This window comes from Ningiella algicola (assembly GCF_028401415.2).
Taxonomy (GTDB): Bacteria; Pseudomonadota; Gammaproteobacteria; order Enterobacterales; family Alteromonadaceae; genus Glaciecola.
In genome coordinates this window covers 3709484-3722626 of record NZ_CP171821.2, presented here as the reverse complement: position 1 = coordinate 3722626, position 13143 = coordinate 3709484, and the positions used below count along the sequence as shown (strand labels likewise).

Here is a 13143-nt window from a genome sequence, read left to right as displayed (position 1 = left end):
GACCCTAAAGTCCCCGCATTAAGTGAAGGCTGTATACGCTAATACCATTTAATAGCATTTGAATGGCAATCATGATTAGGATCATTCCCATCAAGCGCTCAACGGCTCTTAAGCCCTTTTCACCCAGCCAACTGTGTACTTTATTTGACATCAACAAAATCAGCGAGCTAACCAGCCACGCTGCAAATAGGGCCGCGCTCCATTCGAGCATTTGGTCAGGCTCTTGGTTGGCGAGGAGTATCAATGCGGCCATGGTAGACGGACCGGCAATCATTGGCACGGCAAGAGGCACGATAAAAGGCTCTTCACCGCTTGGCAAATTCATCACCCCGCCTGGTTTTGGAAAAATCATGCGAAGCGCGATGATAAATAGAATGATACCGCCGGCAATACTTACCGTTTCCTGTTCGATTTGCAAAAAATCCAGCAGGCTTTGACCGCTATGCAAAAATACCATCAGCACAAGCAAAGCAATGCCCAGCTCCCTTAGCACGACTTTCGTGCGCCGCTTGGGTTCAATTTCTTTAAGCACCGACATCGCAATCGGCAAATTACCCAGCGGATCCATAATCAAAAACAACATGGTTGCCGCCGCAAGAATTTCTAACATCAATGGCCTCTGATTTGCAGTCTATATACATAATGATAAGAAAATTCAGACATTCTTCTAATCTTTTACGTGCTTTGGTCGTTAAATTCTAAACTGAAACACTGTTTTTATTTTGGAGAAATTTCATGTCCTTGATGACCGTAAGCGAAGTCGCAGACTTTTTATCTGTGCAAGACGTCCGTGTCCAGCGTCTAGAGCGCGAAAGTCTTTTATTAGCAAAAGACAAAGACGACGCCGGCAACCCATTATTTGACCAATCTGACGTCGAAAAATACAAAGAGTTAGCCGAGCGTTTAGGCGGTCTCTAGCAACAGCGCCGCAATACTTCGAATACCTATTCCAGTTGCGCCAGGCACCATGGTATCGCTACCATTTCGATTGTAGGCAGCGGCTAAATCTATGTGAAGCCAGCCCTGTCCGTCCTCGCGAACAAACCTAGACAAAAACCCTGCAGCATTTGAGGCACCCCCAGCGCCACCGCCTTTTTGAGGGCGGCTATTTGCTGTATCAGCAAAAGGCGATGGGCAATTGTGCTTATGCGAATGACTCAAAGGCAAGGGCCAGTGTGGCTCATTAACACTATCACTCATTGCTAAAAACTGCTTTTGTAAAGCAGTATCTAAACTAAACACCGCATTATAATCACGGCCAACCGCCATTACCGCGGCGCCCGTTAAGGTTGCCGCATCCACAATCATTTTTGCCTGACTTTCGGTGGCAGCCATTAACCCATCAGCAAGTACTAAGCGCCCCTCAGCGTCGGTATTGACAATTTCAACGCTAGTGCCGTTCTTGTAAGTGATAATGTCGCCTAATTTATAGGCATGACCGCTAATTAAATTCTCTGCACAGCATAAAAATAGCTTGATGCGTTTTTTAACGCCTTGCATGATAGCCAACGCGAGCGCGCCTGAGACGGTGGCAGCGCCGCCCATGTCGCATTTCATATCGAGCATTCCTTCTGAGCTTTTTATGCTGTATCCGCCGCTGTCAAAGGTAATACCTTTACCTACTAAGGCGATATCAACAGGCGCATCTGCTTGGCCTGTCGGGTTATAATCAAGTTCGAGTAACACCGGAGGGCGTTCACTGCCTCGCCCCACTTCATAAATGCCATGCCACTGGTGTTCGAGCAGTTCTTTGCCGGTCAATCTCTTTGCAGTTAAATACTCTGCTCCTACTCCACCGCACCCAGATATAAAACGCTCAACTTGGTCTGCCAATGAACTTGGACTCATTTGTTCAGGTGTCTGATTGACCAAGTCGCGCGCGAAGTCAAAAGCCTTGTGCACATCATTCAAATAGCTAAGCTCTTGTGCGCTACTTGCGTCACTAAAACTGAGTTTCACGCTTGCCTTGGGCGAACCAACACTGCTCGCGAAGGCCCACTGTTGCTCCATAGACCAATCACCCATGAGTTGAATACTCGCTGATACCGAAGCCGAAATTTTTCGGGCACAACGACGAATGGTGGTTAAGGACTGTTCTGACTCGTGACCTTCAATATGAATGCACACGCTATCATTATTCCAATGCAGTGGAGAACTAGATTTAAGGTATGAGGGAAGTTCTTTAGTGCTAAGCGACACGTCGATTGTTGTCATCGTTACTCCAATGTTTTAAGTTTTATATTAGAATACAGGTTTTTCGATAATTATACTTAGTCTTAGAAGTTTAGCCTTGTTAGCCTTTCGCTTACTACCGTGTTGGAAAGTGTCTCGTGTATAGATTCAGCAAGCCCTTAATTGAGGCGACGCTTATTAAGCGCTATAAACGCTTTTTAGCGGACGTCGTGCTAGCTAATGGCATCTCGCTTACCGTGCATTGCCCAAACACGGGCGCCATGACTGGATGTGCAAGGGTCGGCGCACGAGCATGGCTGAGCGAGAGCGACAATCCCAAACGAAAATATCGTCACACTTGGGAGTTCTCTAGCGACACAGTTGGACACAAGATAGGTGTTAATACGATAAATGCAAATCGGGTCATTGGACACGCCTTGCGTGAGCGAACGATATTGCCTTTGCAACATTACAGTCATGTTCAATCTGAAGTTAAACACGGCGAAAGTAGAATTGATTTTGTACTTCAAGAAGACGGTGCCCCTGATGCTTACGTTGAAGTAAAGTCGGTCACCTTAGTCCATGAGGAGGATCCTACGCACGCCCTATTTCCCGATGCCGTTAGCAAGAGGGGACAAAAACATGGCTACGAGCTGGCGAAGATCGCGCAAAGCGGACACCTAGCTTTCCTTGTGTTTTGCATTCAACGCGAAAACATAACGCAGTTCTCAATTGCTAAGGAAATCGATCCCGATTATGCAAAAGCCATTGAATATGCAAAAGAAAATGGCGTTAAAGTGTTAGCTTACGCATGTGAAATGAGTGAAATAGGCATTGGATTAAGTCATGCAGTTGAAATTTCTTAATAAAAAAAGATTGCATTTTTCGAAAAAATGACCATATTACCGTCCTCAAAATTTTTCAGGCCTTACTTTGCTGTTCACTTATTAATCGCTCGTAAGCGAATTGCATTAGGCTCCGTTAGACATAGCATGTATTGGACACATCAAGATGTGTTGTTCATTCGGCAGCGTTTGACCAAGGTTGCTCACAGCACATGTTTTTGCTTAGGAGAAATGGCAGATGCCAACAGATAAAACAAAGTCAATAGGATTGCTAGCCCTTGCTGAGCTTTCTCCATATGTGGAGAAATCTGGCGAGGAATACATGAATGAAGACCAGCTTGAACATTTTAAAAAGATACTATTTGCTTGGCGCGATCAATTGCGCAAAGAAGTTGATCGCACTGTGCATCATATGCAAGACGAAGCAGCTAATTTTCCAGACCCAGTTGATCGAGCTGCGCAGGAAGAGGAATTTAGCCTTGAGCTTCGCACGCGTGACCGCGAGCGCAAATTAATCAAAAAAATAGAAAAAACGCTGAAAAGAATTGAAGAAGACGACTTTGGTTTTTGTGATTCCTGCGGTATCGAAATCGGTATTAAGCGCCTAGAAGCTAGGCCAACTGCCGATCTGTGTATCGATTGTAAAACAATGGCTGAGATAAAAGAAAAGCAGCTTCAAGGTTAAACAAAGCAACTTTTAAGCAAAAGGCATTCCTTGAACGCTGGTATTCGACCGCCCCATCATCAATATGATTACGTGGGGCGTTTTGCACCCTCCCCTTCCGGCCCTTTGCACTTCGGTTCATTAATCTGCGCTCTAGCAAGTTATCTGCACGCACGGCAACACAACGGAAGATGGCTTCTAAGAATTGAAGATGTGGATACGCCTCGCATAGACAAAGCGATGAGCCCAATCATAGTCAATTCACTTAAACAACATAATCTCGACTTCGATGGTGAGCTGATGTACCAAAGCGAGCGCTTTGAGCACTATCAGTCCAGCCTCAATTACCTTGCAAAACAAGAGCAAATATACGCTTGTAAGTGCAGTCGACGCGAAATCCGCGAGCGTGCTCCTTTTTACGACGGTCATTGCCGAGATGCCAATTTACCCTTTGAAAATTATGCATTACGCTGGAAAAACGAGGCCAAACGTAAGCGTTTTCATGATATGCACTTTTTTGAACAAATAGTCAGCGACCGTATGGCTCAAGAAGACCCTGTTTTAAAGCGAGCAGACGGCATTTATGCCTATCACTTAGCAGTTGTGACAGATGATATTGAGCAAGGCGTTACCCATATCGTGCGCGGTGCAGATTTACTCGATACTACCCCGCTTCACTTGAGTTTATTTTGCGCACTGGCGTCGGAGGAAGCTGTACAGCCTACATATTTACATATTCCTGTTGCATCTGATAAGCCTGGGCAAAAGCTATCAAAACAGCATCACGCTCCCCCCATTCAAGACGAGCATGCACTAACTAATCTCAAAGCAGCCTTACAATTTTTAGGCTGTTCACGTGCTAAATTTAACCACATAGGCAGTACCGAAAAGTTGATTGAATGGGCCATTAGCCATTATGATTTCAGCGATTTACCGAAACGCACAGAAATTCTGGTTTCTGACGCAAATGGCGTATACTAATGCTCGGCCTAGCGCTTAAAAGGAAATAATACATAATGACAAATCCGCAGGAACACGGCACACATGGCTAAGGATTCAAATGCATCCAGTGAGAATGACGCGCTCGATGAGCCGCGAGACCAATTAATTTCTGATGCAAACGACGCAGTGCCATTAAGACTCAACGCTTCGGTGATACCGCGCAGCGATCACCCTATGCGCTTATCTGACTTGAGTCCAAATACACAAAAAGTGCTGAAAACGCTGATTGAAAATGACTACCATGCTTATGCAGTAGGTGGTTGTGTGCGAGATAGACTGCTAGGTTTGAACCCGAAGGACTTCGATGTAGTGACTGATGCAACGCCTGAGCAAATTAAGGCGTGTTTTAGAAACTGCCGATTAATTGGGCGACGATTTAGACTCGCACATATTACCTACGGTCGCGAGCTTATTGAAGTTGCCACCTTCCGCGGGCATCACTCGCAAGATTCAAAAGAGGGGCACGCCAAGCAAAATACAGATGGCCAGCTTATTCGCGATAATATATTTGGCAGTATTGAGGAAGACGCCGCACGACGCGATTTTAGTTTCAACGCCATGTATTTCGACGCACGCAACGAAAACATTCTTGATTTTGCTGACGGTATGCATGCTATCTCTCACCGGCGGATTGAGATGATTGGTGATATCAAAACGCGTTTTAAAGAAGATCCTGTGCGCATGCTCAGAGCCGCTCGGTTCTCTGTAAAACTGAATATGCTGATTGATGATGAAATGACGCACATTATTCAAGAGCATGCGCATTTATTGAGCAATATTCCGCCAGCCCGTTTATTTGAAGAAGTCAGTAAGCTAATGCTTAGCGGTCGCGGCGTGAAAACTTTCTTAAGCTTGCATTCACTTGGTATTTTCACAGTGCTGTTTCCAGCACTTAAGCATTTTCTAAGCGATACCAAAGGAAAAGAATATCAGCTAATTGTTAATATGCTTAAAAATACCGATGAGCGTATTAACAATGAGATGCGCATTACGCCTGCTTTTTTATACGCGTCCATGCTGTGGTACCCGATGGAAGAACGTGCCCAGCAGTTGGTGTTTGACACACAAATATCGCCTCATGATGCACACAATATTGCCAGTGCGGAGGTAATCCAACGCCAAGTTCAGCGAATTATGATCCCCAAACGTTTTAGCATTCCGGTGCGCGAAATATGGTCATTACAAAAGCGATTAACAAAACGCTATGGCAAACGGCCTTATCAGCTTATGTCACACCCGCGGTTTCGCGCCGCGTACGACTTCTTATTATTGCGGGGCGACGTAGAAGGTGGTGAATTGCATGAACTCGGACAGTGGTGGACGCAGTTTCAGGAAGCCGACGGTGACCAGCGCGCTCAAATGATTAACGCCTTAGGGAGTGGCGGTAAACATGGCCGTCAGAACCCTAGACGACGTCGCTCAAAGGCAAAGCGCACATGATGTCTGATGTCGCCTTTATTGGCTTAGGCAGTAATCTTGCAAAACCCGTGGAGCAGTTAGAGAACGCTTTGAGAGCACTTCATAAGCATGAACAAGTGTCAGTGCAGCAATGCTCGCATTTTTATCAAAGTGCACCGATGGGTCCGCAAAATCAGAACGATTTTATTAATGCGGTATGTAAAATAACGACGTCCCTTACGCCCATTGAGCTTTTAGACGTGTTGCAGAGTATCGAGCTAGAACAGGGAAGACTGCGAGAAGGTGAGCGCTGGGGTCCAAGGACCTTGGATTTAGATATTTTGCTATTTAATGATCTTACCGTGCAAAGCGAGCGTTTAGTACTGCCGCATTACGGCATGTCTGAGCGCGAATTTGTACTCGTACCGCTATTTGAAATCGCGCCAGACATGATTATGCAAGACGGTAAAAGACTCTCTATTTGGGTAAGCAAGTGCAGTCTCGCTGGTTTAAAGCGCCTCGGTGAAAAATTTGAGCCTGAGTCACTCACCCTGTAAGCCTAAGCACATACAATGAAAAGCAATTAGCTACGTAAATTCACAAGGTTCAGCATGAAAAAAGTCAGTACTGCCAGCTTATTAAAGATGAAATCAGAAGGCGATAAAATTAGCGCACTGACGGCCTACGATGCCAGCTTTGCAAAACTTTTTGACGAACAAGGCGTAGATGTCATCTTGATTGGTGACTCCTTAGGCATGGTGCTTAAAGGTGACGATAGCACCCTATCGGTCACCTTAGACGAAGTGGCTTATCATACCAAGTGCGTCGCAAAAGGCACGACTCGCGCATTTGTAGTGGCAGACATGCCGTTTATGAGCTTCGCGAATGAGAACGATACCTATATGAACGCTTCGACCTTGATGCGAGCGGGTGCAAGTATGGTCAAGCTTGAAGGCGGTGAATGGCTGCTGAAGACAATTGAAGGGCTAATAGAACGCTCTGTTCCTGTATGCGGTCACCTTGGCTTAACGCCACAATCTGTGAATGTGATTGGCGGATTTAAAGTACAAGGGAGGAACACTGAGCAAGCTGAAGCCCTATTAAAAAGCGCGCTTGCACTTGAGCAGGCGGGGATCCAGATGCTGGTGCTGGAATGTGTGCCACAGCAACTAGCAAAGCAAGTCAGCGAAGCGCTGAAAATTCCCGTGATAGGCATCGGAGCAGGTGCCGATACTGACGGCCAAATACTGGTTATGCATGACATGTTTGGCATTAGCGCTAACTACATGCCTAAATTTAGTAAAAACTATCTAGTAGAGAATCACGATATAAGAAGCGCAGTTGGCCAATACATTGCAGAAGTCAAAAGCGGTGAATTCCCCTCCCAAGAGCACGCATTCAGCTAGGAGTCCAGTGCATGCAAGTGATACGTGATATTAATAAGCTGCGCGAACTTCGACGCTCATGGCAAAGCGCGAGGGAAGTCATCGCTTTTGTACCAACGATGGGCAATCTGCATAAAGGCCATCTAAGATTAGTAGAGCACGCCAAGCGCAATGCAAGTAAAGTCGTTGTATCAATTTTTGTTAATCCACTCCAATTTGGTCCTGATGAAGATTTAGATGCATATCCAAGAACCCTTGACGCTGATCAGCAGTCTTTGAGTAAATTAGGCGTAGATGTGCTGTTTATGCCAAGTGCGCAAGATATTTATCCTAGCGGCCTAGAGCAGCAGACCTTTGTGGAAGTGCCCGGACTTTCTTATATGATTTGCGGAGCGAGTCGGCCCGGGCATTTCAGAGGCGTCGCCACGATTGTGTGTAAGCTATTTAACATGGTGCAGCCAAATCAGGCTTTTTTTGGCGAAAAAGACTTTCAACAGCTGCAAGTGATCAAAGCCATGGTAAGCGATTTATCAATGAACTTGAGTATTCACGGCGTACCCACTGAACGCGAGAGCGATGGGCTTGCCATGAGCTCTCGGAATCACTATTTGAGCGCGGAACAACGAAGGGTCGCACCAACCTTGTATGCGCTAATATGCAAAATGGCCGACGAGATAAAAGCCGGCCGCAGGGACTTTTCGGTCATGGTTTCAGACCTTAAATCAAAGCTCGTGAAAGCCGGGTTAAAGCCCGACTACATCGAAGTGCGCGATAGCCACAGCTTGCTACAGGTAGGCCATGAAGACAAAGATTTAGTCATATTAGCCGCAGCATTTTTAGGCAAGACAAGGCTTATCGATAACGTTCAAATTCGTATTTGACCTGAATCCTGTTTAAGCTCAAATCAGGATAAAAGCTTGGCAGCTTCTTTTGCAAAATAAGTCAGAATGCCATCAGCACCCGCTCGTTTGAACGCTAATAATGATTCAAGAGTGACTTCATCTTGTTTCAAGTATCCTTGAGCAAATGCGGCTTGATGCATGGCATATTCACCGCTCACCTGATAGGCAAATGTCGGCACTTTCAGCTCACTTTTACAACGCTGCACAATATCCAAATACGGCATACCCGGTTTCACCATCACCATATCGGCGCCTTCCTCCAAATCAAGCGTGATCTCTTGCAGCGCTTCATCACTATTGCTTGGATCCATTTGATAGGTTTTTTTGTCGCCTCCTTTGATATTACCGGCAGACCCTACAGCATCTCTAAACGGACCGTAATAACTTGATGCGTACTTTGCAGCATAGGCCATGATGCAGGTATTTTCCCAACCCTCGGTTTCCAAAGCCATACGAATCGCGCCTATGCGACCATCCATCATGTCAGATGGCGCGACAATATCTGCGCCACTTTGTGCATGAGACAATGCTTGTCGAATTAGTACTTCGGTGGTGATGTCGTTCAGTACGTAGCCATCATCATCAATAATGCCGTCTTGGCCATGAATGGTGAAAGGGTCAAGCGCTACATCACTGATTAGACTTATGTCGTCGCCGAACTTATCTTTTAATGCCATCAATGCCTGTTGCGCCAAACCGTTCGGGTTATAGGCTTCTTCGGCATTGAGAGATTTGTTTTCTTGCGGTGTCACTGGAAAAAGGGCAAAGGTGCGAATGCCAAGATTGACGCACTCGCTTACCTCATTTAGCAACAGGTCAATGCTAAGTCTTTCTATGCCAGGCATCGACGCAATTGCCTCTTTTTGTGCCTCTCCTGGCAGCACGAACATGGGGAATATAAGATCGTTTACACTCAAGCTATTTTCGCTCACTAAAGCACGCAGTGCTGATGTGCGACGCAAACGCCTCAAACGCGTATGTGGGAACATGACTTTCCTTATTTTATAACTCAATAAATAATCTAGAAATAGAGGCTGAGTACATGGTTACAAAGCCAAATGCTAACACTTTACGCAGCTTTGGTCATATACCATAAGCGCTTCAGTCACATAAGCAATCACGTCCAGATCAGGATGATTACGGCTGATAGACGCGCGTAACCACTCGATTTCTGCCCGCGTTTTTTGCCTCGTAAAGCAGTTTATCTGCAAATCCCATAATATCTTCTTGTTCACTGTCTGAGCTTACAATACTTGAGGTAAGACCGATGCTGACCGTCATCGCAATGACATGTTCCTCAAAATGAACAGTATGTTGCTCGACACCCAAGCGCACTTTTTCCATAAGTTTGCTAGCGCCATCAGCATCGGTGGCAGGTAAAATTGCCACAAACTCTTCTCCACCATAGCGACAAATGATATCGGAAGGACGCTTGATAATCTTAGTTAAGGTCTGCGCGAATTCCTTCAAACACTCATCGCCAGCTAAGTGACCATAGTTGTCGTTAATTTTTTTAAAAAAATCGATATCTAACATCGCAATACTCAGCGGCCTTTGTTCACGGCGGCTTCGACGGCACTCGGCTAACAGGCGCTTATCAAAATAACGGCGGTTCATTAACCCCGTTAGAGCATCGCTGGCGCTAAGCTTTTCGAGCTCTTGATTAGCCTCAGCAAGCTCTTTCATCGCTATGTCTAGCTCAAAGGTTCTTTCGTTGACGCGATATTCTAAGGTCTCTTTAGCTTCATATTGCGCCTTGAGAAGCTCATCCTTTGCTTTGTTTGCCAGGCGTTCGTTCTCAAGCGCTCGCTGTCGGTCGCTGTTTACCTTTTTTGATTGGGCGCGATAAATGAACAGGAAGGCCAGTGTTAAGAAGTAGGCAATGAACAAAGCGATGAAATACACATAGGATGCACTTAAGCTTATTTGTTCTAGGCGTTTGTGAAACACAAAACCCAGCACAAGAAGAAGTAAAAAAATGACTGATACGAGGCCCATCGACCAGCGGCTTGTATCGGCTCCCCTAAATAAACCCTTGGGTATCTGTGCAGTCATGTTGCAGCCTCACATGTCTCGATAAAAAGGTTACACGCATTTAAGTAGGAAGCTTGCTGAACCTCTTCGAGCGAAACATCTTTAATTTTGGCTATTGCCTCTGCAATTGCCATTAGGTACTTGGGCGCATTATTTTTTGCCCGTGGCCGCACATTTTTTGGAAAAAGATAGGGCGCGTCGGTTTCAATGAGTAAACGATTTAAGGGAAGTGATTGAATTGCCCCTCGCAAGGCTAAGCCACGTTTATCGTCACACACCCATCCGGTTATACCAATGTAACATCCCAAGTCTAAGTAAGTGTTCAGTTGCCGTTCATTGCCAGTAAAACAGTGCGCAACCATGAACGGTAGATGCGGCGCGAGTGGTTTAAGCATCTTGACTTGCTGGTCAAAGGCATCTCGTTCATGCAGGTACACGCCTTTATCATGAGCTCGCGCGACTTGAAGCTGCGCATCAAAGGCTCGAATTTGGTCGTCAGGTGTAGAGAAGTTGCGATTAAAATCCAGTCCACATTCACCTATTGCCGCAATACTGCTGTGCGCTAGCAGCATCTCAATTTGATTAATGGCCTCTTGCATTGCATTTTCACAGTGCATCGATTTTGCATAGTGAGGATGTACGCCTGCAGTTTGAGACAAGTGAATTTTAGAAGCCAATTCAGTCTTTTTGTGGGCTTGGATATAATCGCTCGCTGCAAGCGATTCTTCAATATCACTTGCGATAATGAGTAAATGACGCAGGCCAGCTTGAATAGAGTCTGTCAGAACAGTTTCACGCTCAAATCGTCTATCTAAAAGATTTACGCCCGCGTCAAACCACGACATGTTTATTTGACTCGATTAACTCGTACACGACGATTGCTGCTTTCTTTACCCATAAAGTGTGATGAAAAAGCACCTTTTTCAACGAAAACATCCATTCCCTCTTTTAAGCGAAGTCGGCTTGACTCACTTTCTCGCCACACTTGTCCATTCTCAAGGGTAAAGGTGCGGATATTTCGACTATTTTCTGAAGCGGAAACAATTGTACTTTCTATTCGATTAAGTTCCTCTTCATCAGCCGCAGAGGCTTTTAGATCCTCCGCTCCGAATTCGGCGACTCGGTCATCTTCACTTTTTTCGTTAGCTTTCGCCAATTCACTTTCGTCAAATGTGCTCGTATCAATCGCCGTTTTATTGGTCTGCACGCTGACAGGAGGACTTACAGCTGACATCGGCTGAGTCTGCACCTGAGTTACTTCAGGTGCTGTAAAGATTGCGTCGAAACACGCCAATCGAGCAATGTCGTTGTCAATTTTGACGCAAGCCTGCGGGTTTTTAGTTGCATTTTCGGCGTCTACCGCAGAAGCTGCTTGAGAGAAAAACGCGCAGACAAAACTCACGGTCAGCATAGAGTATTTGCACATTACCTTTTGCGTGCTTAGTCCGGTGTTACGCTGAGTAGCGTTTGTTATGTTTTGAAAAATCATGCTGTTTTCTTATTGCTAAAAGGGCTTGTGTTTCAATAAAAGTTATTCTTTCTCGGTGGGCAAAGACGTACTTTCATCTTCGCGCTCATCGCTGTCATTTTTGGCTTTTCGTGAATAAAGCGAACCTATTACTACGCCTATCTCAAATAATAACCACATGGGCAGCGCAAGTAAGGTTTGAGAGATGACATCAGGCGGCGTCAGTAGCATTCCCACTACAAACACCCCAACAATGACATAAGGACGTTTCTTTCTAAGCTTGTCAGGTGTGGTAACGCCTGTCCAGCACATTAATATAATGGCAACCGGTATCTCAAAAGCAACGCCAAAAGCAAAAAAGAGCTTTAAAACAAAATTTAAGTAACTGGAAATATCGGTGCTAATTAATACCCCTTCAGGCGCAACGCTATTGAAAAACATGAAAGCCAGTGGAAAGACCACAAAATACGCAAAAGCCATTCCTGCATAAAACAGCAGTGTCGAGCTAATCAGTAAAGGCGCTACCATCTTTTTCTCGTTGCGGTACAGGCCAGGCGCAACAAACCCCCAAACTTGATACAACACAACAGGAATTGCGATAAAAAACGACAGCACTAAGGTTAATTTAAAGGGGGCTAAAAAAGGAGAAGCGACGTCGGTCGCAATCATGCTAGCGCCAGCTGGCATAGTGGCAACCAAAGGCTCAGCTAAATAGGCATATAAGTCTTGCGCAAAATAGAACAAACACAAAAAAACAATAAGAACCGCTAAGAGCGCCCGTAAAATCCGACTTCTTAGCTCAATTAAATGGGATATAAAACTACTTGGTTCGCTCATCACTTAGGTCTTTTGAGTCTGTGACAAGGGTCTCGCCGTTGTTATTGGGCCGCTCAGGCTGCTTTGACAATATCTTAGCGTCATCAGTTGTTTTTTGCGTATTTTCGTCATCAGTGTTTGCATCGGATTTGGGCGATGCTTTTTTGTACGGCGTTTGTACGGATGCGGCGGCCTCTTTTAGCTCGTCGACACTTTTTTTAATGTCACCACCAATCGCGTCCATGCCCATTTTTTCCGCTTTTTTCAAGTTTTCATGCAGCTCATGCGTACGCAATTGCTCAGACACTTCTTCCTTAAACCCGTTCGCCACGTTCTTAACTGACTTAATGGTATTAGCCGTAGAACGGATAAAAGAAGGCAGACGCTCTGGACCAATCACTAGCAATGCAATGACGCCTATAATCAGCAGTTCCCAAAAACCAATATCAAACATAAG

Annotated in this window: 15 protein-coding genes and 1 pseudogene; 8 read left to right on the top strand and 8 right to left on the bottom strand. The window is 45.4% G+C overall.

Annotation, left to right across the window (positions count from 1 at the left end):
• Window positions 1-4 precede the first annotated feature (4 nt).
• On the bottom strand, window positions 5-610 hold the full coding sequence (locus PN836_RS16175) for a YhgN family NAAT transporter (protein WP_395340191.1): 606 nt from the start codon (window positions 608-610) through the stop codon (window positions 5-7).
• A 125-nt stretch (window positions 611-735) separates the two neighbouring features.
• On the opposite strand from PN836_RS16175, the gene PN836_RS16170 reads away from it, so the two are divergent.
• Window positions 736-918, top strand: a complete 183-nt coding sequence (locus PN836_RS16170; RefSeq protein WP_395340190.1) for a helix-turn-helix domain-containing protein — start codon at window positions 736-738, stop codon at window positions 916-918.
• On the opposite strand, the gene pepB is transcribed toward PN836_RS16170, so the two are convergent.
• On the bottom strand, window positions 904-2214 hold the full coding sequence (pepB, locus tag PN836_RS16165) for an aminopeptidase PepB (protein WP_395340188.1): 1311 nt from the start codon (window positions 2212-2214) through the stop codon (window positions 904-906). The genes PN836_RS16170 and pepB overlap by 15 nt on opposite strands.
• Window positions 2215-2330: 116 nt before the next feature.
• On the opposite strand from pepB, the gene sfsA reads away from it, so the two are divergent.
• From sfsA to panC, 7 genes are all read left to right on the top strand, one after another.
• A complete protein-coding gene (sfsA, locus tag PN836_RS16160) occupies window positions 2331-3038 on the top strand; it encodes a DNA/RNA nuclease SfsA (protein ID WP_395340186.1) in 708 nt (235 codons plus the stop codon).
• A gap of 217 nt (window positions 3039-3255) precedes the next feature.
• Window positions 3256-3702: an RNA polymerase-binding protein DksA gene (gene dksA, locus PN836_RS16155; protein ID WP_395340184.1), complete on the top strand. Its 447-nt coding sequence runs from the start codon at window positions 3256-3258 to the stop codon at window positions 3700-3702.
• 30 nt (window positions 3703-3732) lie between these two features.
• Window positions 3733-4662 (top strand): tRNA glutamyl-Q(34) synthetase GluQRS, encoded by a 930-nt coding sequence (gene gluQRS / locus PN836_RS16150; RefSeq protein WP_395340182.1) that lies wholly within the window; start codon window positions 3733-3735, stop codon window positions 4660-4662.
• A gap of 174 nt (window positions 4663-4836) precedes the next feature.
• Entirely contained in the window at window positions 4837-6123 is a 1287-nt protein-coding gene (gene pcnB / locus PN836_RS16145; RefSeq protein ID WP_395345711.1) for a polynucleotide adenylyltransferase PcnB, read from the top strand.
• A complete protein-coding gene (gene folK / locus PN836_RS16140; RefSeq protein WP_395340180.1) occupies window positions 6120-6638 on the top strand; it encodes a 2-amino-4-hydroxy-6-hydroxymethyldihydropteridine diphosphokinase in 519 nt (172 codons plus the stop codon). The genes pcnB and folK overlap by 4 nt, the downstream gene beginning before the upstream one ends.
• A gap of 54 nt (window positions 6639-6692) precedes the next feature.
• Window positions 6693-7487 (top strand): 3-methyl-2-oxobutanoate hydroxymethyltransferase, encoded by a 795-nt coding sequence (gene panB, locus PN836_RS16135; RefSeq protein WP_395340177.1) that lies wholly within the window; start codon window positions 6693-6695, stop codon window positions 7485-7487.
• An 11-nt stretch (window positions 7488-7498) separates the two neighbouring features.
• On the top strand, window positions 7499-8347 hold the full coding sequence (gene panC / locus PN836_RS16130; RefSeq protein WP_395340174.1) for a pantoate--beta-alanine ligase: 849 nt from the start codon (window positions 7499-7501) through the stop codon (window positions 8345-8347).
• A 23-nt stretch (window positions 8348-8370) separates the two neighbouring features.
• Here panC and hemB read toward each other — a convergent pair whose 3' ends face one another.
• From hemB to tatB, 6 genes and pseudogenes are all read right to left on the bottom strand, one after another.
• Window positions 8371-9357, bottom strand: a complete 987-nt coding sequence (gene hemB, locus PN836_RS16125; protein WP_395340172.1) for a porphobilinogen synthase — start codon at window positions 9355-9357, stop codon at window positions 8371-8373.
• 148 nt (window positions 9358-9505) lie between these two features.
• Complete coding sequence (locus PN836_RS16120; protein ID WP_395340170.1) at window positions 9506-10423, bottom strand: GGDEF domain-containing protein; 918 nt, start codon at window positions 10421-10423, stop codon at window positions 9506-9508.
• Window positions 10420-11247 (bottom strand): TatD family hydrolase, encoded by an 828-nt coding sequence (locus PN836_RS16115; protein WP_395340168.1) that lies wholly within the window; start codon window positions 11245-11247, stop codon window positions 10420-10422. Before PN836_RS16115 ends, PN836_RS16120 begins: the two co-directional genes overlap by 4 nt.
• 2 nt (window positions 11248-11249) lie before the next feature.
• Complete coding sequence (locus PN836_RS16110; protein WP_395340166.1) at window positions 11250-11891, bottom strand: hypothetical protein; 642 nt, start codon at window positions 11889-11891, stop codon at window positions 11250-11252.
• A gap of 42 nt (window positions 11892-11933) precedes the next feature.
• Window positions 11934-12707, bottom strand: coding sequence for a twin-arginine translocase subunit TatC (gene tatC, locus PN836_RS16105; protein WP_395340164.1), 774 nt, complete (start codon window positions 12705-12707; stop codon window positions 11934-11936).
• Window positions 12708-12846: 139 nt separating this feature from the next.
• A pseudogene (tatB, locus tag PN836_RS16100) lies at window positions 12847-13140 on the bottom strand (Sec-independent protein translocase protein TatB); the annotation flags it as partial.
• Window positions 13141-13143 lie beyond the last annotated feature (3 nt).

What these genes read in the sequence shown, in the direction of transcription:
- folK (WP_395340180.1), top strand. Translation starts at nt 6,120, where the DNA reads ATGATGTCTGATGTCGCCTTTATTGGCTTAGGCAGTAATCTTGCAAAA.
- pepB (WP_395340188.1), bottom strand. Translation starts at nt 2,214, where the DNA reads ATGACAACAATCGACGTGTCGCTTAGCACTAAAGAACTTCCCTCATAC.
- panB (WP_395340177.1), top strand. Translation starts at nt 6,693, where the DNA reads ATGAAAAAAGTCAGTACTGCCAGCTTATTAAAGATGAAATCAGAAGGC.
- hemB (WP_395340172.1), bottom strand. Translation starts at nt 9,357, where the DNA reads ATGTTCCCACATACGCGTTTGAGGCGTTTGCGTCGCACATCAGCACTG.
- PN836_RS16110 (WP_395340166.1), bottom strand. Translation starts at nt 11,891, where the DNA reads ATGATTTTTCAAAACATAACAAACGCTACTCAGCGTAACACCGGACTA.
- PN836_RS16120 (WP_395340170.1), bottom strand. Translation starts at nt 10,423, where the DNA reads ATGACTGCACAGATACCCAAGGGTTTATTTAGGGGAGCCGATACAAGC.
- PN836_RS16170 (WP_395340190.1), top strand. Translation starts at nt 736, where the DNA reads ATGTCCTTGATGACCGTAAGCGAAGTCGCAGACTTTTTATCTGTGCAA.
- panC (WP_395340174.1), top strand. Translation starts at nt 7,499, where the DNA reads ATGCAAGTGATACGTGATATTAATAAGCTGCGCGAACTTCGACGCTCA.
- dksA (WP_395340184.1), top strand. Translation starts at nt 3,256, where the DNA reads ATGCCAACAGATAAAACAAAGTCAATAGGATTGCTAGCCCTTGCTGAG.
- PN836_RS16115 (WP_395340168.1), bottom strand. Translation starts at nt 11,247, where the DNA reads ATGTCGTGGTTTGACGCGGGCGTAAATCTTTTAGATAGACGATTTGAG.
- PN836_RS16175 (WP_395340191.1), bottom strand. Translation starts at nt 610, where the DNA reads ATGTTAGAAATTCTTGCGGCGGCAACCATGTTGTTTTTGATTATGGAT.
- tatC (WP_395340164.1), bottom strand. Translation starts at nt 12,707, where the DNA reads ATGAGCGAACCAAGTAGTTTTATATCCCATTTAATTGAGCTAAGAAGT.